At 72.9% G+C, this 17,199-nt stretch carries 13 protein-coding genes and 2 pseudogenes; 4 read left to right on the forward strand and 11 right to left on the reverse strand.

Features of this window, described 5'->3' with window-relative positions; translation table 11 throughout:
- Position 1: 1 nt before the first annotated feature.
- From ACWG52_RS31700 to ACWG52_RS31740, 9 genes and pseudogenes are all read right to left on the reverse strand, one after another.
- Positions 2-1,063: an LLM class flavin-dependent oxidoreductase gene (locus ACWG52_RS31700; RefSeq protein WP_389808533.1), complete on the reverse strand. Its 1,062-nt coding sequence runs from the start codon at positions 1,061-1,063 to the stop codon at positions 2-4.
- Complete coding sequence (locus ACWG52_RS31705; protein ID WP_390135617.1) at positions 1,060-2,466, reverse strand: NtaA/DmoA family FMN-dependent monooxygenase; 1,407 nt, start codon at positions 2,464-2,466, stop codon at positions 1,060-1,062. Before ACWG52_RS31705 ends, ACWG52_RS31700 begins: the two co-directional genes overlap by 4 nt.
- A gap of 49 nt (positions 2,467-2,515) precedes the next feature.
- Positions 2,516-3,697, reverse strand: coding sequence for an LLM class flavin-dependent oxidoreductase (locus ACWG52_RS31710; RefSeq protein WP_389808536.1), 1,182 nt, complete (start codon positions 3,695-3,697; stop codon positions 2,516-2,518).
- 126 nt (positions 3,698-3,823) lie between these two features.
- A pseudogene (locus ACWG52_RS31715) lies at positions 3,824-4,240 on the reverse strand (GNAT family N-acetyltransferase); the annotation flags it as partial.
- Positions 4,240-4,713 (reverse strand): annotated as a pseudogene (locus tag ACWG52_RS31720) (ABC transporter permease subunit); the annotation flags it as partial. The pseudogenes ACWG52_RS31715 and ACWG52_RS31720, both read right to left, overlap by 1 nt.
- 229 nt (positions 4,714-4,942) lie before the next feature.
- A complete protein-coding gene (locus ACWG52_RS31725) occupies positions 4,943-6,052 on the reverse strand; it encodes an aryl-sulfate sulfotransferase (RefSeq protein WP_389808541.1) in 1,110 nt (369 codons plus the stop codon).
- Positions 6,053-6,111: 59 nt separating this feature from the next.
- Positions 6,112-7,110 carry an ABC transporter substrate-binding protein gene (locus ACWG52_RS31730; RefSeq protein WP_389808545.1) on the reverse strand — a complete coding sequence of 333 codons (999 nt, stop codon included), beginning with the start codon at positions 7,108-7,110 and terminating at the stop codon, positions 6,112-6,114.
- A 72-nt stretch (positions 7,111-7,182) separates the two neighbouring features.
- Complete coding sequence (locus ACWG52_RS31735) at positions 7,183-7,902, reverse strand: ABC transporter ATP-binding protein (protein ID WP_389808548.1); 720 nt, start codon at positions 7,900-7,902, stop codon at positions 7,183-7,185.
- On the reverse strand, positions 7,899-8,678 hold the full coding sequence (locus ACWG52_RS31740) for an ABC transporter permease (protein ID WP_389808552.1): 780 nt from the start codon (positions 8,676-8,678) through the stop codon (positions 7,899-7,901). The genes ACWG52_RS31735 and ACWG52_RS31740 overlap by 4 nt, the downstream gene beginning before the upstream one ends.
- A gap of 205 nt (positions 8,679-8,883) precedes the next feature.
- Here ACWG52_RS31740 and ACWG52_RS31745 point away from each other — a divergent pair, with 205 nt between their 5' ends.
- Positions 8,884-9,453: a helix-turn-helix domain-containing protein gene (locus ACWG52_RS31745; protein ID WP_389808554.1), complete on the forward strand. Its 570-nt coding sequence runs from the start codon at positions 8,884-8,886 to the stop codon at positions 9,451-9,453.
- On the opposite strand, the gene ACWG52_RS31750 is transcribed toward ACWG52_RS31745, so the two are convergent.
- Positions 9,437-13,351, reverse strand: a complete 3,915-nt coding sequence (locus ACWG52_RS31750; protein ID WP_453129088.1) for an nSTAND1 domain-containing NTPase — start codon at positions 13,349-13,351, stop codon at positions 9,437-9,439. The genes ACWG52_RS31745 and ACWG52_RS31750 overlap by 17 nt on opposite strands.
- A gap of 160 nt (positions 13,352-13,511) precedes the next feature.
- Positions 13,512-13,874 carry a hypothetical protein gene (locus ACWG52_RS31755; RefSeq protein ID WP_033220992.1) on the reverse strand — a complete coding sequence of 121 codons (363 nt, stop codon included), beginning with the start codon at positions 13,872-13,874 and terminating at the stop codon, positions 13,512-13,514.
- A gap of 255 nt (positions 13,875-14,129) precedes the next feature.
- Between ACWG52_RS31755 and ACWG52_RS31760 the strand changes: the two genes are divergently transcribed.
- The 3 genes from ACWG52_RS31760 to ACWG52_RS31770 all read left to right on the forward strand — a co-directional run bounded on the left by ACWG52_RS31760 (position 14,130) and on the right by ACWG52_RS31770 (position 17,159).
- Positions 14,130-14,678, forward strand: coding sequence for a DM13 domain-containing protein (locus tag ACWG52_RS31760; RefSeq protein ID WP_389808560.1), 549 nt, complete (start codon positions 14,130-14,132; stop codon positions 14,676-14,678).
- A 241-nt stretch (positions 14,679-14,919) separates the two neighbouring features.
- Positions 14,920-16,065 carry a right-handed parallel beta-helix repeat-containing protein gene (locus tag ACWG52_RS31765; protein ID WP_389809086.1) on the forward strand — a complete coding sequence of 382 codons (1,146 nt, stop codon included), beginning with the start codon at positions 14,920-14,922 and terminating at the stop codon, positions 16,063-16,065.
- A 35-nt stretch (positions 16,066-16,100) separates the two neighbouring features.
- Entirely contained in the window at positions 16,101-17,159 is a 1,059-nt protein-coding gene (locus ACWG52_RS31770; protein ID WP_453126617.1) for a methyltransferase, read from the forward strand.
- The last annotated feature ends 40 nt before the right edge of the window (positions 17,160-17,199 follow it).

The raw sequence follows: 17,199 nt of genomic DNA on the forward strand, positions 1-17,199 counted from the left end.
CTTAAAGGTCGGGGAGGGCGGGGTCGGGGAAGGCGGGGTCGGGTATCGCGCGGCGCAGGACCGGGGCGATCTCCGACTGGAAGAGTTCGAGCGAGGCGCGGTGGTCCGCCTCGGGGAGCCCGCCCGCCTCGGCCTGCAGGTGCAGGGCCGTGTGGCCGAAGGCCTCGTGGTAGCGGTGCACCTTCTCGATGACCTGCTGGGGGCTGCCGATCAGTGCCGAGCTCCGCTCGACGAAGTCCTCCAGCGTCGGGAAGACCGGGGCGGTGCCCAGCTGCTCGTGGAAGGCGAGGTAGCGGGCGAACGCGGGCCGGTACGCCGCGACCGCCTGCTGTGAGCTCCGGGCCGCGTGGTAGCCGGCCGTGCCCGCGCCGACCACGGCCCGCGCGGGATCGTGCCCGTAGTGCTCCCAGCGCTCCCGGTAGTGGCGGATCAGTTCGGCGTAGGGGCCGATCGGGTGGGTGACGTTCGCCGAGAACAGCGGATCGCCGTACCGCGCCGCGAGGTCGACCGACTCCCGGCTGGTGGCACTGCCGTGCCAGACCCGCAGCGTCCGCCGGTACGGCCTCGGCAGCACCTCGGCGCCGCTGAGCGCGGGCCGGAAGCGCGGCCGCGCGCTGACCTTGTCCTCCCGCCAGATCCGGCGGAACAGCTCGTAGCCCTCGGCGTTACGGGCCCACTGGTCCTCGGGGGTCACCTGGAACAGCTCGCGCTGCGCGGTGCCGTTGCCCTTGCCGATCATCAGCTCCAGGCGCCCGTCGCTGAGGTGGTCGAGTGTCGCGTAGTCCTCGTACGCCCGTACCGGGTCGAGCAGGCTCAGGGTGGTGACGGCGGTGAACAGCCGGATCCGGCGGGTCAGCGCGGCGATGTGGCTGAGCACCACGGGCGGTGAGGAGGACAGGAACGGCCGCTCGTGGCGCTCTCCCACGCCGAAGCCGTCGAAGCCGAGCTCCTCCGCCCGCAGTGCGGCGGCGACCACCTCACGGAACCGCTCCCGGGTGGGCCTGAGGCATCCCGTCACCGGGTCCGGGGAGTCCGCGATCAGGGTGATGGCGAGGAACTTCACGAGACCGAGGCAGGCGCAGGCGCAGGGGCGGAGGTGGAGGCGGAGGCGGAGGTAGGTGTCGGGACCGCGAGGCCGAGGTGGTCGCGCAGGGTGGTGCCCTCGTACTCGGTACGGAAGACCCCCCGCTCCTGGAGCAGCGGTACGACGGAGTCCGCGAAGCCGTCCAGGCCGCCCGGGGTGATGTGGGGGACCAGGATGAAACCGTCGGCGGCGTCGGCCTGCACCAGCGCGTCGATCGACTCGGCGATCGTGGCGGCCGAACCGACGAAGGTCTGGTCGGCGGTGGCCCTGATGACCAGCTCGCGGATGGACAGGTTCTTGGCCCGGGCCAGCTCGCGCCACTGCCGGGCGGTGGCGAGCGGATCGCGGAACTGCCGTACGCTCGCCCGCCCCAGGGCGATGGTGTTCTCCCCGAGCAGGGGGTCGATCTCGGGCAACGGGCCGTCCGGGTCGTAGGCGGACAGGTCCCGGTTCCAGACGTGCTCCAGGAACTTGATCGCGGTCTGCCCGCTGACCTGGAGGCGGCGCACCTCGTGCGCGATCTCCCGGGCCTCCGCGTCGGTGTCGCCGAGCACGAAGGTGGCCGCGGGGAGGATCTTCAGCTGGTCGCGCGTCCGGCCGTGCCGGGCGAGCCGGCCCTTGACGTCCGCGTAGAACTCCCGGCCCGCGTCCAGGGTTCCGTACCGTCCGAAGATCGCGTCGGCGCCGGCGGCGGCGAACTCCCGGCCCTCCTCCGAGTCGCCCGCCTGGAAGATCACGGGCCGGCCCTGTGGGCTGCGCGGCACGTTGAAGCGACCCTCGATGTCGAAGTGCCGGCCCCGGTGGGCGAAGGCCCCGGCCCGCGCGTCACGCAGGAAGGTGCCGGACCCCGCGTCGGCGGCGATCGCGGAGCCGTCCCAGGAGTCGAAGAGTTCGGTGGCGGTGGCCAGGAACTCCTGGGCGCGGGAGTAGCGGTCCTCGCGCGGCAGGAATCCGCCGCGCCGGAAGTTCTCGCCGGTGAAGGCGTCCCAGGAGGTGACCACGTTCCAGGCGGCCCGGCCCTCCGAGAGGTGGTCGAGGGTGGCGAACTGGCGGGCCACCTCGTAGGGCTCGTTGAAGGTGGAGTTGATGGTGCCGGTCAGGCCCAGCCGATCGGTCACCGCGGCCAGGGCGGCGAGCACCGTGAAGGTGTCGGGCCTGCCGACCACGTCCAAGTCATATATCTCACCGCCCTGTTCGCGAAGCCGCAGGCCCTCCGCCAGGAAGAGGAAGTCGAACTTGGCGCGCTCGGCCGTCCGCGCGAAGTGGACGAACGAGTCGAAGTCGATATGGCTGCCGGCGGCCGGGTCGCTCCACACGGTGGTGTTGTTGACGCCCGGGAAGTGGGCCGCGAGATGGATCTGCTTGAGCGGCTTGCTGCTCATGGTTCGTCCTTCCGGATGGTCCGGGGTCGGGCGGCGGGTCGCGCGGCGGTCAGGCGGCGGGCCGTGCGTAGCGGTTGGCCGGACGCTCCAGCCCGAGCAGGCCGCGCAGCGTGTCCGCCTCGTAGGCGCGGCGGAAGACCCCGCGCCGCTGGAGTTCCGGCACCAGGGTCCGGGTGATGGCGGGCAGGTCGTGGGCGATCACGCCCGGCCGCAGCAGGAAGCCCGACAGTCCTGCCGCCCGCCGCTCCAGGAGCAGGTCCGCCAACTGCCCGGGGCTTCCGGTGAAGACCGCGCCGTCACCGGCGTACGGGTCGCCCGCGAGCGCGTCGAGGCGCTCCAGGCGGGCGGCGGCGGCCGGGGCGTCCGCGTCGAGGAACACCGTGAGTTCACCGAAGAGGTGCAGCGGGTCCGCGGCGAGCCCGGTCGCCTCCCGGGCCCGTCGGATCGCCGCCACGGCGGCGCGCGTACCGTCCCCGTCGTGCGCGGGCACGTACCCGACCTCGACGGACCGGGCGATGAGCGCGTACGAGGCTTCGCCGGTGCCGGACGCGGTGACGAGAGGCTGCCCCTGCGGCGGGCGTGGAGTGATCGAGGGGCCCCTCACCCTGAAGTGGCGGCCCTCGAAGTCGATGTGGTGCAGCTTCTCGCGGTCGACGAAGCGGCCCGTGGCCACGTCCCGGATCTCCGCGTCGTCCTCCCAGCTGTCCCACAGTCGCCGGACCACCTCGACGTGGTCGGCGGCCTCCGCGTGCAGCTCCCCGTCCGCGAACGGAGCGGTGCGCCGTCCGAAGTGCCGTGCCTCGTGGGCGAGTCCGGACACCTGGATCCGCAGGCCGGCGCGGCCGCGGCTGACGTGGTCGAGCGTGGCGATCGCCTTGGAGATGTGGAAGGGCTCGGTGTGGGTGGCCGTCACGGCCGGGACCAGCCCGATGCGCCGGGTCAGGGGCGCCACCCGGGCCGCGGTGAGCACCGCGTCCAGCCGCCCGCGGACCCGGTCCGTGCGCTCGTCGGATCCGGTGGGTGAGGAGGACTGCAGGGCGAGACCGTCCTCGAAGGTGATGAAGTCGAGGAGCCCGGCTTCGGCCTCGGCGGCGAGACCGGCCCAGTAGCGGGCGGTGAACAGCTCGGTGGGTCGGGCACCCGGCTCGCGCCAGGCGGCCGGGTGCCGGCCCGCTCCGTCGAGGGCGACGGCGAGGTGCAGGGGCGCCGGGGAAGATGAGGGAGCGGACACGGAGAATTGCGCCTTCCTGCTCGGCGTGCGGAAAAGGGAAGCCGATGCGGATCAGGTAATTCGGCCCGTCATCAATTTCTTCGAAAACGCTACGTCCGATAGTGGTGGCATACAATGACCGCAATATTAAGAGAACTTGGCAGCGGTGTTGCCCGGGGCCCGGACGGCCAGGAAGAAGGGCCGGCGGCGCAGGGTGAAGCCGATCGACTCGTAGAGCCGGACGGCCCGCGTGTTGCTCGCCGAGGTGTGCAGGAACGGGACCTCGCCGCGCTCCCGGATGCCCGCGGCGACGGCCCGCACCAGCCTCGTCGCCAGGCCCTGGCCGCGGTGGTCGGGATGGGTGCACACCGCGCTGATCTCGGTCCAGCCGGGCGGACGCAGCCGCTCCCCGGCCATGGCGACCAGCCGGCCCCGCCGGCGGATGCCGAGGTACGTGCCCAGCTCGACGGTGCGGGGCAGGCAGGGGCCGGGCTCGGTCAGCCGGATCAGTTCGAGGACCTCCCGCACGTCGTCGGCGCCCAACCGGACCGCCTCCGGGGCCGGTGCGAGGGGACGATCGCCCGCAGTGCCTGCGGCAGGACGATCCGGGTGAAGCGGTAACGCCCGGGCAGTCCCAGCGCGGCCGCCGCCTCGTGCTGACCCTGGTCCACGGAGAGCAGGCCCGCCCGTACCACCTCGGCCGCGTACGCGGCTTCGGCCAGGCTCAGGCCGACGACCGCGATGACCATGTCCGGGGCTGGTCGGGATGCGTCGAAGGTGAGGAAGGCCGGTCCGAACGGTACCCCGATGCTGAGGGTGGGGTAGAGCGCCCCGAGGTTGTAGAGGAAGAGCAGGACGACGATCAGCGGCACGGAACGCAGCAGCCAGACGTACGTCCAACTCACCGACCGCAGCACCGGGTTGGCGGAGAGCCTGGCGAGGGCCGGCAGGACACCGCCGACCAGGCCCAGCACCGCGCTGTACGCGGCCACCTGAAGGGTGATGAGCAGCCCGTCGAGAATGACGGGCCGCAGGAAGAGGCCGCCGATGTCGACGTCTGCGGCGTAAGCCAGGCGGCCCGGAGAAGGGCTGTCAACGTTTCTGATCGCTATCCGGATAAGCGCCCGGCAATTTCATCGGCCGTACATGAAACGCCTTCCGGCGAAATAGTTCGGGGTGCATGAGAGGTACGTGGGGTACCTGTGGCACATGGGGGCGTCAGGTGTGCGAGGGCCGTACGGGACGCACGGGGTGTGCGAGTGCGCCTCACAGCCAGGGGAACTGCTCGGCGGCGTACCGGTAGGCGCGGAAGACGGAGTTCTGGGCGCCGGCCGAGGACTCCAGGCCCACGCCCTCCCCGAAGGACCGGAACTGCGGGACCACGAACTCCCACACCACGTCCCCGCCGGGAGTCACCTCGAAGAGCCGCCCGAAGGAGCCTTCGGCGATGAAGGTGTTGCCGTTCGGCAGGCGCTGGGCGCTGGACATGTACGGGCTGAAGAAGTTCTGCGGCGGGTTGTCCTCGTACGCCCACACCTCCTTGCCGGTGGACGGGTCGAGCTCCAGCACCCGCGAGTACGGCACCGAGGTGGTGTCGCGGTAGGTGCCGTTGTCGAAGACCAGCAGGGTGCCGCCGGGCAGTTCGTGCGGATGGTGCTGCTGGGCGAGCACGTCCGGGCCGATGCGCCACCGCACCGACCCGTCGGTGCGATCGACGGACACGGTGGTGGACGCGCTGCGGAAGCCCACCACGATCGAGCCGTCCGCGCTCTCGTTGACGGTGTTGGCCATCGGCCAGTGGTTGCGGGCGAAGTGCCGGTTCAGCGGTACCTCCTCCGGGTCCAGGTGCTCGATGGCGGCCCAGCGCCACACGATCTCCCCGTCCCAGGTCAGCTCGTACACCACGTCCCCGTAGATCACCCCGCCGGGCGCCTCGGAGCCGGGGATGCCGCCCCGGATCCGGGCCGCGTCGGCCGGGTCCAGCGGCTCCACGGCCCCGATGAGCAGGTTGCCGTTGCGCAGGATCGAGGCGTCGTGGTGGTGGAAGGGGTGCCGCACCTCGCGGAGCACGGTGGAGTCCGGCGCCAGCTCCTGGAAGATGCCGCCGTGGTAGACGTCCCAGATGGGGAAGAGGGTCGGACCGCTCGTGTCCTTGGCCGCGTAGAAGAGGTTGCCGTTCGGCAGGATCTGGGCCTGACGGCCGGGCGGGTGCGGGGAGTTCCAGGTGTGGACCGGTCGGCCCTCGATGTCGACGAGGTGGATCTCGCCGGCGCTGGTGATCGGTGTGTAGAGGGTGAGGCCGCCGTAGCTGCGCTCGGGGTCGTGGGCGATCAGGCCGACGCCGCGGCGGCGCAGGGTGTTCTGGTCGACGGTCATGGGATCTCTCCTCGGTGCGTGTGCGTGTGCGTGTGCGTGCGGGTGTGTGCGTGCGGGGTTCAGCGGACGGTGACGGCGGCCGGGTCGACGGCCGTCAGGGGGCCGGAGTCGAGGAATCGCAGCAGCGCGGCGCGGTCGGCGGCGCCGGGCAGGTTCTGGGCGGCCTTGGCCCAGGCGGCCTCCTCCTCCAACTGGGCCAGCAGTTCGGGGGAGAGGGTGGTGCCGTACGTGTAGCGGGGCTGGTAGGTCTCGACGTAGGCGGCCTGCAGGACGCCCTTGGACTGGGCGAGTACGGCCTTGCGCGCCGCGGCCGGGTCGGCTTCGAGCTCCCGCTGGGCGCGCAGCAGCGTACGCAGGACCGCGGTGGTGCTCTCCGCGTTAGCGGACGGGCCGGCGACGAGGAGGGTCCTGGCCGTGTATCCGGTGAAGGGGAGCTCGGCGTAGGCGCCGCCGAGGGCGGTGCGCGCGGCGTCGTAGAAGCTGGGGAAGGTGACACCGGCGTCGATGTCGCCGCGGGCCAGGGCCGAGGTGACCTGGTTCGGGGCCAGGTTGACCACGGTCACGTCCGAGGCGGTCAGCTGCGCCGAGGCGAGCATCCGCGACAGGGCGTACTCGACGTTCGTGCCCTGCGGGACCCCGACCTTGCGGCCCTTCAGCGCGGCGAAGCCGGTGATCTGCCGGTCGGTCCGGGTGAGCAGCCGCCAGTCGGAGAACCGGGACAGGTCGGCCACGACCCGCAGCTCGCGCCCGCCCAGTGCGGCCGTCACGGCGGGCAGATCGCCGACGACGCCGAGCTGGGCCTGACCGCCGAGCACGGCGTTCAGCGCGTCCCGGCCGGTGGGCTGGGTGGTGACGGTGGCCGCGATGCCCTCGGCCGACCAGAGGTCGCCCTCCTCGGCCAGGTGGACGGGGGCGCCGCCGAGATGGTCGCTCGTGGCGAGGGTGACGGCCGGGCGGGCGCCGTCCGCGGTGCCCGAGGCGGAGCCGGTGCAGGCGGTGGCGAGCGGGGAGAGCAGGACGGCGAGCAGTACGGCGGCCGCCGCGCGGGGTCTGAGCATGGTGAACGGTCCTTCCGGGGACAGGAGGAGGAAGCAGGGGTCAGGGGAGACGGCGAGCAGGGGGTGCGGGGATCACTCGGAGCCGAGGTGGCGGGCGATCAGGGAGCGCAGGTCGGGATCGGGCGGGCCGGTCGGCACGACGTGGTCGGCGAGCACCCGCCCGGGGATCCCGCCGAGGACGATCACGCGTCCGGCGAGAGCCAGCGCCTCGTCGATGTCGTGCGTGACGAACAGGACGGTGGTGCCGCGGCGCTGCCACAACTCCCGCAGCAGGGTCTGCATCCGGGTCCGGGTCAGCGCGTCCAGCGCTCCGAACGGCTCGTCCATCAACAGCACTTCGGGCTCGGCGGCCAGCGCACGGGCCAGTGCCACCCGCTGCTGCATCCCGCCCGACAGCTGGGCCGGGTACTTCTCCGCGCCGTCCGCGAGCCCCACCTCGGCCAGCGCCGCGAGCGCGCGCCGGCGGCGCTCCGCGCGTGGCAGGCCGAGCCGCTTGAGGGCGAACTCGACGTTTCCGCGGGCGGTGCGCCACGGGAACAGCGCGTAGTGCTGGAAGACCACGCCCCGTTCCGGGCCGGGGCCGCGCACCGGCTCCGCCCCCGCCGTCACCTGCCCGGCGGTGGGCCGTACGAAGCCGGCCACGGTGTTGAGGACCGTGGACTTGCCGCAGCCGCTGGGCCCGAGCAGCGCCGTGAAGGAGCCCGCTGCGAACCTCAGGTCCGTGTGCTCCAGCACGGGGGCGCCGGCCGCGTAGCCCGCCGACAGCCCTTCCAGCCGTACTTCCAGGCTCATGACGCGCTCCAGTGCACGAACCGGCGGCCCACCGCGGCCAGTACGAGGTCGACGGCCACCCCGAGCAGCCCGAGCACGAGCAGCCCCGCGAACATCCGGTCCACCCGCAGGAACTGCCCGTCGACCTGGAGCCGGTACGCCAACCCACTGTCCGCGCCGCCCAGTTCGGCCGCCACCAGTGCGAGCAGGGCCACCGAGGCCCCGTAGCGCAGTGCCGCGAGCACGGCGGGGGCGGCGGCGGGCAGCAGCACCTCGGTGAACCGCCGGTGCAGCGGCGCCCCCAGCGACCGGGCCGCCCGCAGATGGGAGACCGGGACCCGGGACACCCCGTCGTGGACGTACAACCAGACGGCGAGCAGGACGGCGTAGGCGATGAGCAGACGCTTGGCGCTCTCGCCGATGCCGAACCAGGCGGTCGCGAGCGGCACCAGGGCGATGGCCGGGATCGGCCGCAGGAAGGAGATCACCGGGGTGACGGCGGCGGACACCTTCGGTAGGTAGCCGGTGGTGAAGCCGAGCGCGCTGCCGATGACGGCGCCCAGCGCGAAGCCCTGTCCGGCCCGGGACAGGCTGGCACCGAGGTCGGTGGCCAGGGTGCCGCTGCGGGCGCTGTCCGCCAGAGCGGCCATGGTCCGGCCGGGGGTGGGCAGCAGTCCCGGGGCGACCCCGCCGGAGTGGGCGAGGAGGTACCAGAGCGCGAGTACGACGCCGGCCGCGCCCAGGGCCGGGCCGAGCCCGGCGAGGCCCCGGCCGGGGGGTGAGGGGGTGGCGTGCACGGGGCGACTCCTCGTTCGTTGCGGCGCGTTCGTCGGGTGCCGTCGTTCCGCCGGATTTCGACGTGCTCCGACGTGCTCCGATGTGCTCCGACGCGTTGATAAGTGAGGTCAATAATTGACCACGCTTATGACGGGAGTGTTGCGGCAGTGCGAACCCTCCCGCGGCCCGCCGGCCCGCCGGACCCCATGAGGTACGTTCACCTGCGTGTCTCGCCCCGAACCCACGCCCGAAGCGATCGAGGTCGGACGGGTGATCCGCGGCTGCCGCAAACAGCGCGGCGTCTCCATGGCCGCGCTCGCCACCCGCTCAGGCCTCTCCCAGCCCTTCCTCAGCCAGTTGGAACGCGGACTCGCCACGCCCAGCCTCAGCTCGATCTACCGGATCGCCGAGGCCCTGGACGTCACCCCGGGCACCTTCCTGCGGCCGCCCGACCGGCCCGGCGCCGTCAGCCACGAGAGCGACCCGCAGGTGATCCGGGTGGACGAGGCCGCGGGCCAGATCGCCCACGTGCTCATCCCCGGTGGGCGCAGCGCTCTGATGGAGGCCTACGAGCACCACTTCGAGCCCGGCCGGGGCGAGCGCGGCTGGTTCGAACACCCCGGCGAGGACTTCCTCTACGTCCTGGAGGGCGAGATCGTCCTGGAGGTCGAGGGCGAGGAACCGCTGACCCTGCGCGCGGGCCAGAGCGCCCACCACCGGGGCGAAGTCCCGCACCGCTGCCGCCTGTCGGGCCCGGTCGCGGCGCGGACCCTGCTCGTCATCGCGAACGCCTGACCCCGAGGGACGGACCCCCGTCCTGCCCCTCGGGGTCGGACGCCCGCAGCCTGTCGACCGCCGCGAGGCGCGCTCCGACGTCCAGGTCCCACAGCCGTACCGTTCCGTCCGTACCGCTGCTGGCCACCGTCCGCCCGTCGGGGGCGAAGACCACGCCCCACACCGCGTTCGTGTGGCCGGACAGCGCGGCCACCGGTCGGCGCCCGGCCACGTCCCACAGCCGTACCGTGCGGTCGTTGCCGCTGCTCGCGAGCGTGCGGCCGTCGGGGGAGAAGGCGATGCCCCGCGCGGAGCCGGTGTGGCCGGCCAGCGCCGCCCGGAAGCGGTGGTCCCGCGCGTCCCACAGCCGCACGGTGCCGTCGTTGCCGCTGCTCGCCAGCGTCCGCCCGTCCGGGCTGAAGGCCACCCCGCGCACCGCGCCCCGATGACCGGTGAGGACGGCCACGGGACGACGCCCCGCGACATCCCACAGACGGATCGTCAGATCGTCCCCGGCGCTCGCCAGGGTGCGCCCGTCGGGGCTGAACACCACGTCGTCGACGAAGTCCGTGTGACCGGCCAGGGTCGCGAGCGGGCGGCGCCCCGCCACGTCCCACAGCCGTACGGCGCCGTCGGAACCGGCCGAGGCCAGCGTCCGCCCGTCCGGGGAGAAGGCGACAGAGAAGACGGTCCCGCCCTGCCCGGTGAGGACCGCCGGCTCCCCGCCGGCCCCCGTGTCCCAGAGCCGGATCGTCCCGTCGGAACCGGCCGACGCCAGGGTCCGCCCGTCGGGGGAGAAGGCCACCGAGAACACCGTCTCGCTGTGTCCTTCGAACGTGGCCACGACCCGGCGCTCGGCCACGTCCCACAACCGGACCGCGTGATCGGCCTCCGCGGTCGCCAGCCGCTTCCCGTCCGGGCTGTACGCGGCGTCCCAGATCTCCGTGAACGGCCGCGAGGTCAGCGCCGATCCCCGCAGGTCCCACAGCACCACCGACGTGTCGAAACCGGCGGTGGCCAGCACGGCGCCCCGGCGGTCCACGGCCACCCCGAGGACGTAGTCGGTGTGTCCGGCGAGCGTCGCCACCGCCCGGCCCCCGGCCACGTCCCACAGTCGGGTCGTGCCGTCGCCGCCCGCGCTGACGACCGTCGTCCCGTCCGGCGTGTAGGCGACCCCGTTCACGTCGTCGCTGTGCCCGGTGAGCGTGGCCGTCGTCCGCCGGCCCACCACGTCCCACAGTCGTACGGTGCGGTCGACGCCCCCGGTGGAGACCGTCCGGCCGTCCGGGGCGAAGGCCGCGCCCAGCACCTCGTCGGTGTGCCCGGTGAGGACCGCGAGCGGCTCGGCCCCCACCGGATCCCACAGCCGTACGGTCCGGTCGGCGCCGGCCGACACCAGCGTCCGGCCGTCGGCGGAGTACGCCAACGCGTTGACCCGCCCGGTGTGACCGGCCAGGGAGGCCAAGGCGCCATGGCTCCCGGCGGCGTCCCACAACCCGATCGTCCCGTCGGCACCGGCGACGGCCAGGCTCCGCCCGTCCGGCGCGAAGGCCACGGCGCGGGCGCCCGCCGTACTCGCCGGGAGCGGCGTGCCGCCGCCCCCACCGACGGAGGTGCCCCAGAGCCGCGCCGGCCCGTCCGTCGACGTGGCCGCCAGGGTCGAGCCGTCGGGGCTGAAGGCCACCGCGCGCACCCGCCCCGGCAGGGTGAAGGTCGCGATCGTCCGGCGGTCGGCCACCCGCCGCAGGATCACCGTCCCGTCCGAACCGGCCGTCGCCAGCGTCCGCCCGTCCGGCGCGAAGGCCACCGCGTTGACCGGCCCTTCGTGCCCGTCCAGGCGCGCCACGAAGGGCTGGGACTGGGTGCTCAGCAGCGCCCCGCGGGCCTCGATCGTCGCCGAGGTCCGGTACGCCTGACCGGCGAGCCGCATCGAGTCCTCGGGCCGACCCACGGCCAGCGCCGCGGACTGCAGGGCGAGCGCCCGCGACCGGGCGACGCGCTCCTGGCCGAGCGCGCCCGCGCGCTGTTGGTACGCGAGCCCACCCGCGCCCATCGCGAGGACCAGCAGGACCACCAGCGTGGCCAGCGTCCACTGCCGAAGCCGCACCTGGCGACCGGCCTGCCGTTCGCGACCGTCCTGCGCGTCCTGGCTCGCCCGTAGGAAGGCGGCCTCCAGCGGGCCGAGCCGGTCCCGGCCGTCGTGCTCGTCGGCCCAGGCCCGGGCGTTCTCCAGCCGCGTCCCGCGGTGCAGCGCCGACGGATCGCGCCCCTCGCGCTCCCATTCGGCGGCGGCGTGGGCCAGTTGCTGATGGACCAGGAGCCCGGCCCGGTCGGCGCGGATCCAGCCGCGCAACCGCGGCCAGGCGTGCAGCAGGGCCTCGTGGGTGATCTCGACGGTGTCGCTGTCCATGGTGATCAGACGGGCCCGGACGAAGGTGTCGAGCGCGGCCGCGGCGGGGCCGGCGTCGGTCAGCTGTTCCATCAGGGCGGTCCGGCTCATCCGGCGGCGCGTGGCCCCCGTACCGTCCGCGACGTGCACCAGCCGCACCAGGACGCGGCGGAGCGTGTTCTGCTCTGCCGGGTACAGGCGGGTGAACACCTCCTCGGCGGTGCGGGCGATCGCCCCCTGGATGCCGCCGGTGCGCTCGTAGCCGGCGACGGTCAAGGTGGCGCCCTCGCGCTGGCCCCAGGTGGCCAGCAGGGAGTGGGAGACCAGGGGGAGCACCCCGGAGGGCATCCGGTCGGGCGGATCGTCACGCAGGCCGACATCGCGCATCAGCAGCGGGAACAGGCCCGGTTCGAGGGTCAGACCGGCGAGGTCCGCGGGGCGGGTGATCGATTCCCGCAGCTCCGCGAGGGACATCGGGGGCAGGACGAACAGCCCTCGGGTGAACACCGGGGCCAGCTCCGGCAGGTCCAGACAGTTCCCGGAGAAGTCGGCCCGTACGCCGAGCACCACGACCGCGGGGTCGAGGCCCCCCGGTTCCGGGCCGGCCGTCTCGGGACCTGCCGTTTCGGGACCTGCCGGTTCGGGTGGGGCGGCCGCCAGCGCGCACAGCACCCGGACGAACGCGCGCCGCTCGCCCTCGTCGGCGCACAGCGTGAACAGCTCCTCGAACTGGTCGACGAGCAGCACCGGACGCGGGGGAGGCGGCGTCCGGTCGGGGCCGCCCTCCGGGGGGCCGTTCTCCGTGGGTTCGGCCGAGCGCCGCCGGACGGCTTCGAGCAGCGCGTGCGGCCGTTCGCGCACCTCGTCCACGGTGACGCCGAGATCGCCGCCCAGGACTCTCGCGGCGCAGTCCAGCAGTTCCCCCATCGGGTGCGCGGTGGGCGTGAACCGCAGCACCGGCCAGGTGTCGGAGCCCGGCATCGGGAAGGCGCCCCCGCGCAGCGCCGGCACCAGACCGGCGTTCAGCAGGGAGGACTTGCCGGCACCCGACGGGGCGAGCAGCATCAGCGGCCCGTCGCCGATCCGTTCGAAGACCCGCTCGATCAGCTCGGCCGTCGCCCGGTCCCGCCCGAAGAACCAGCGGGCCTCCCGCGCGGTGAAGGCCGGCAGGCCCCGGTAGGGACACTCGGCGTCCACCTGCGGACCGGCGGCGCCCGGGCCGTCGGTGCCGGAGCCATCGGTGCCGTCGCCTTCGGAGCCACGCGGGCCCGTTTCCCGGACCATCCGCACCAGTTCACCCCCGGCCCGCAGTACGTCGTCGCAGCGTCGTGCGACGTCGACGGTGACGCGCTTCGAGCCGGTCTCGATCTTGCTCAGGTAGCCCTTGCTGTAATGCGTCTGCCGGGCGAGGTCGGCGAGGGACAGGCCACGTTGCACCCGCAGACGTCTCAGCTGTGCGGGGAAGTGCATCGCGGCGCCGTCGAACTCGGGCCGGCTATCGGTCTTCCGCCGGTGGTCCGGATCCCCCAAGACATCCCCCATGGCAGTGCGCGCCCAGGCAGCGGTACGGGAGTGCCCAGGCTACAGCGGGGGTGGGGCCGACGACCGCCTCTTCGGACCGGTACGACCGGCGTACGAGCGTGCGGAGCCACCTGGCGGGCGGCTCCGCACGCCGCCCTGACGGGCGCGGCTACCGGTTGAGCCGGATCGAGTTGATGGGCGTGAGGTCGGCGTAGACACCGGTCTTGGAAGCGATGGGGCTGCCGCAGCCCGAACCTCCGGACCCCGTGCACAGATTTGCGGTCGCACCGCCGTACTGGTTGTTGAGCACCCAGTGGTTCCCGAACTGGTTGCTCAGATTGTGCGCCCCGTAGGAGTAGAAGACGTGCGTCGGCTTGACGGCGGGGTTCTGGTTCTGAGGGTAGATGCAGACCGCACCGTCCGGGCAGCCGGCCCACGCGTCGGCCGGCTTGGCCTCGACCGAACCGCTGAGGGCGATCACGGCGACGACGGCGGTGGCGAGCGCGGCGGCGCCGCGGAACATCTTGCGCATGGTTTCCCCTTGTGGAGCTTGCCTCGTGCTGACGACTTCAGCCTGCCCCCGGCCCGCACCCGGGTCGACGGGTTGCCCGTTGCCCATCGCCGTCGTCGCCGGGAAACCCACTACCACCAGCACGAATGCGGAGCAGGGGGCAACGGCCGGGCGGGCCGGCGTAAGACTTTCGTCATCGGCGCGGGCATGGCGCACGGCGGCCCGGCCGCGTTGAATCCGTAGGGACGGGATCAGGACGACGAAGAGGGAACGGCAGTGACACGGATCAGGCGGCGCGGGCGGCTGTGGGGCGGAGCGTCGATCGCGGTGGCGGTGGTGGTGGCGGTGGCCCTGTACTGGTTGCAGCCGTGGAAGTTGTGGCAGGACGAGACCGTCCGCGAGGCGCTCCCGGCCGCCGCCGCGCCGGCGGGCCCGGGCGCGTCCGCGGCCGTACCGGGTGCCCCGGCCGCCCCGGTGACCGTCGCCCGCGGGACGCTCATCAGCCACGAACACAGCACCACCGGCACGGTGGAACTCATCCGACTCCCCGACGGGTCCCACACCCTGCGACTGGCGAACCTCGACACCAGCAACGGACCGGACCTGCGGGTGTGGCTGACCGACGCTCCGGTGAAGGAGGGAGTGGCGGGCTGGCGCGTCTTCGACGACGGCAAGCACACGAGCCTCGGCAAGCTCAAGGGCAACAAGGGGGACCAGAACTACCCGGTCCCCGCCGACGTGAACATCGCCGACTTCAGCAGCGTGACCATCTGGTGCGACCGCTTCGACGTCTCCTTCGGCGCGGCGAGTCTCGCCGCCGTGTGACGCGCCGTCGGGCTCCGTCCGGACCGGGCGACACGCCGTAGGGCCGGAGCTGACCGGGCGTCACCCCGTTCGGCCGTCGCCCGGAGTACGACTATCCACTCCTCCGGACGTCAAAATGCGGCCGTTTGCCCACGGGGTGTATCCATCCGCTCGCGCAGTGTGGCGAGCGGTCGCCATCGCCCATAACTTCGGCATCGTGACGAACCGACAAATCAAGTCCCTCACGTGCATCGCAGTCGTCATGGCCGCAGGTCTCGGCGTGCTCGCGCCGTCCTCGGCCGCCGCCGGACGCAGAGTGCACCCGGGCGACTCGATCCAGGACGCGGTGAACTACGCCAGGCCGGGCGACACCATCACCGTGATGCCCGGCACCTACTACGAGAACGTGCTGATCACCAAGCGGTTGACCCTGCGCGGGTACGGTGCCCGGACGGTGATCAGGCCGCCGGTCACGGCCGTCACGCCGGTCGCCCCCGTGACGCCGCAGGCCCCCGGCGCGACGGGGGCCCCGGTGGCACCCGGGGCGGCCCAGGCACCGGCCGCGCAGCCGCCCGCGAAGCCCGCCACCTCCACCACGCCCGCGACGTCCGGCCGGGCGCTCGCCTGCTCGCAGGCCGACACCGGCATCTGCGTCATGGGTACGGCGGAGCAGCCCGTCGTCGGCGTGGACATCCGCTCGCTGACCGTCTCGGGCTTCAAGCGCAACGGCATCTGGGCCTCCTACACCGACCGGCTGAGCGTCCAGCGGGTGATCTCCGAGAAGAACGGCACCTGGGGCATCGCCCAGGAACGGTCCACGCGCGGGCTCTTCCGCGACAACACCGCCCGCGACAACGCCGAGTCGGGCCTCTTCATCGCCAACACCGTCGACCGGGAGGGCGGCGCCACCGACACCCTGGGCGCCGTGGTCCGCCGGAACACGCTGACCGGCAACCGGATCGGCGTCACCGTCCGACGCGTGCGCAACCTCTCCGTCTACGGCAACGAGCTCACCGGCAACTGCGGCGGCATCTTCGTCGTCGGCGACGAGGGCGAGCCCGGAGCCGGCGACATGACCATCCGCAACAACCGGATCCACGAGAACAACAAGTTCTGCAAGGGCAACACCCGCCTCCCCGACATCCAGGGCGTCGGCATCGTCCTCACCGGGGCGGAGCAGACGGTCATCCGTTCGAACGACATCCGCGGCAACGTCGGAGCCTCCCCGCTGTCGGGCGGAATCCTGCTGTTCAAGAGCTTCGTGGGCGCGACGAACACCGACAACGTCATCCGGGACAACGTGGTGCGGGACAACAAGCCGGCGGACCTGGCCAACCAGGGGACCGGAACGGGCAACCAGTTCGTCAACAACCGGTGCGCATCCTCCGTGCCGGCCGGGATGTGCTGACGCGTGATCCCCCCGATCAGCAGAATCGAGACGTCATGACCACGGTAAGTCCCACCACCACCCCGATCCCGTCCCCCCAGCACACCCCCCAGCCGGCCATGCGCATGCGCGAGCTCGTCTTCGGGGCGGCCTGCGCCGCCGCCGTACGGGCCGCCGCCCGCCTGGGAGTGGCCGACGCCCTCGGGGAGTCGCCCGCCACCGCGGCCGAGCTCGCGACCGCGGTGAACGCCGAGCCGCTGCCCCTGCAGCGACTGCTCCGCGCCCTGTCCTGCTACGGGATCTTCGCGGAGACCGAGGACGGACGGTTCGTCCACACCGAGATGTCGCACCTGCTGCGCGAGGACGACCCGCACAGCCTGCGCTACATCGCCCTGTGGTGCACCGAGCCCTGGACCTGGCAGGCATGGCCGCGGCTCGACGACGCCGTCCGCTCCGGCGGCAGCGTCTTCCAGGAGCTGTACGGCAAGGGGTTCTTCGACTACCTGCACCAGGACGCGCACGAGTCGGCCCACGTGTTCAACCGGGCCATGACCACCTCCAGCATGCAGTCGGCGCTGGACGTCGCGGAGCTCCTCGACCTCACCGGGATCTCGGTCGTCGCGGACATCGGCGGCGGCCAGGGCCACGTACTGGCGAGCCTGCTGGAGAAGCACCCGACGGTACGGGGCGTCCTGCTCGACCTGCCGGGCGTGGCGGCGAAGGCGGACCCGCGCCTGCGCGAGGACGGGCCGCTCGCCGCACGGGCCGACATCGTCCCCGGGGACTGCCGCGAGGCCATCCCGGTCGACGCCGACATGTACATCATCAAGAACATCCTGGAGTGGGACGACGACAGCACCCGCAGGACCCTGCGCAACGTCGTCGAGGCTGCCCGCCCCGGATCCAGGGTCGTCATCATCGAGAACCTGGTCGACGACACCCCGTCGATGAAGTTCACCACGGCCATGGACCTGCTGCTGCTGCTCAACGTCGGCGGCGCGAAGCACACCAAGGCCAGCCTCTGCGCCCGTATGGAGGACGCCGGCCTGGTGATCGGCGAGATCCAGCCGGTCAACGCGTACCTGCACGCGTTCGAGTGCACCGTGCCCGGCTGATGCCCCCCGGCATACGACCGAACGCCTCGAGACCGGCACG

The sequence above is a fragment of the Streptomyces sp. CLCI03 genome, assembly GCF_053615355.1.

What these genes read in the sequence shown, in the direction of transcription:
- ACWG52_RS31705 (WP_390135617.1), bottom strand. Translation starts at nt 2,466, where the DNA reads ATGAGCAGCAAGCCGCTCAAGCAGATCCATCTCGCGGCCCACTTCCCG.
- ACWG52_RS31725 (WP_389808541.1), bottom strand. Translation starts at nt 6,052, where the DNA reads ATGACCGTCGACCAGAACACCCTGCGCCGCCGCGGCGTCGGCCTGATC.
- ACWG52_RS31730 (WP_389808545.1), bottom strand. Translation starts at nt 7,110, where the DNA reads ATGCTCAGACCCCGCGCGGCGGCCGCCGTACTGCTCGCCGTCCTGCTC.
- ACWG52_RS31735 (WP_389808548.1), bottom strand. Translation starts at nt 7,902, where the DNA reads ATGAGCCTGGAAGTACGGCTGGAAGGGCTGTCGGCGGGCTACGCGGCC.
- ACWG52_RS31755 (WP_033220992.1), bottom strand. Translation starts at nt 13,874, where the DNA reads ATGCGCAAGATGTTCCGCGGCGCCGCCGCGCTCGCCACCGCCGTCGTC.
- ACWG52_RS31765 (WP_389809086.1), top strand. Translation starts at nt 14,920, where the DNA reads ATGGCCGCAGGTCTCGGCGTGCTCGCGCCGTCCTCGGCCGCCGCCGGA.
- ACWG52_RS31770 (WP_453126617.1), top strand. Translation starts at nt 16,101, where the DNA reads ATGACCACGGTAAGTCCCACCACCACCCCGATCCCGTCCCCCCAGCAC.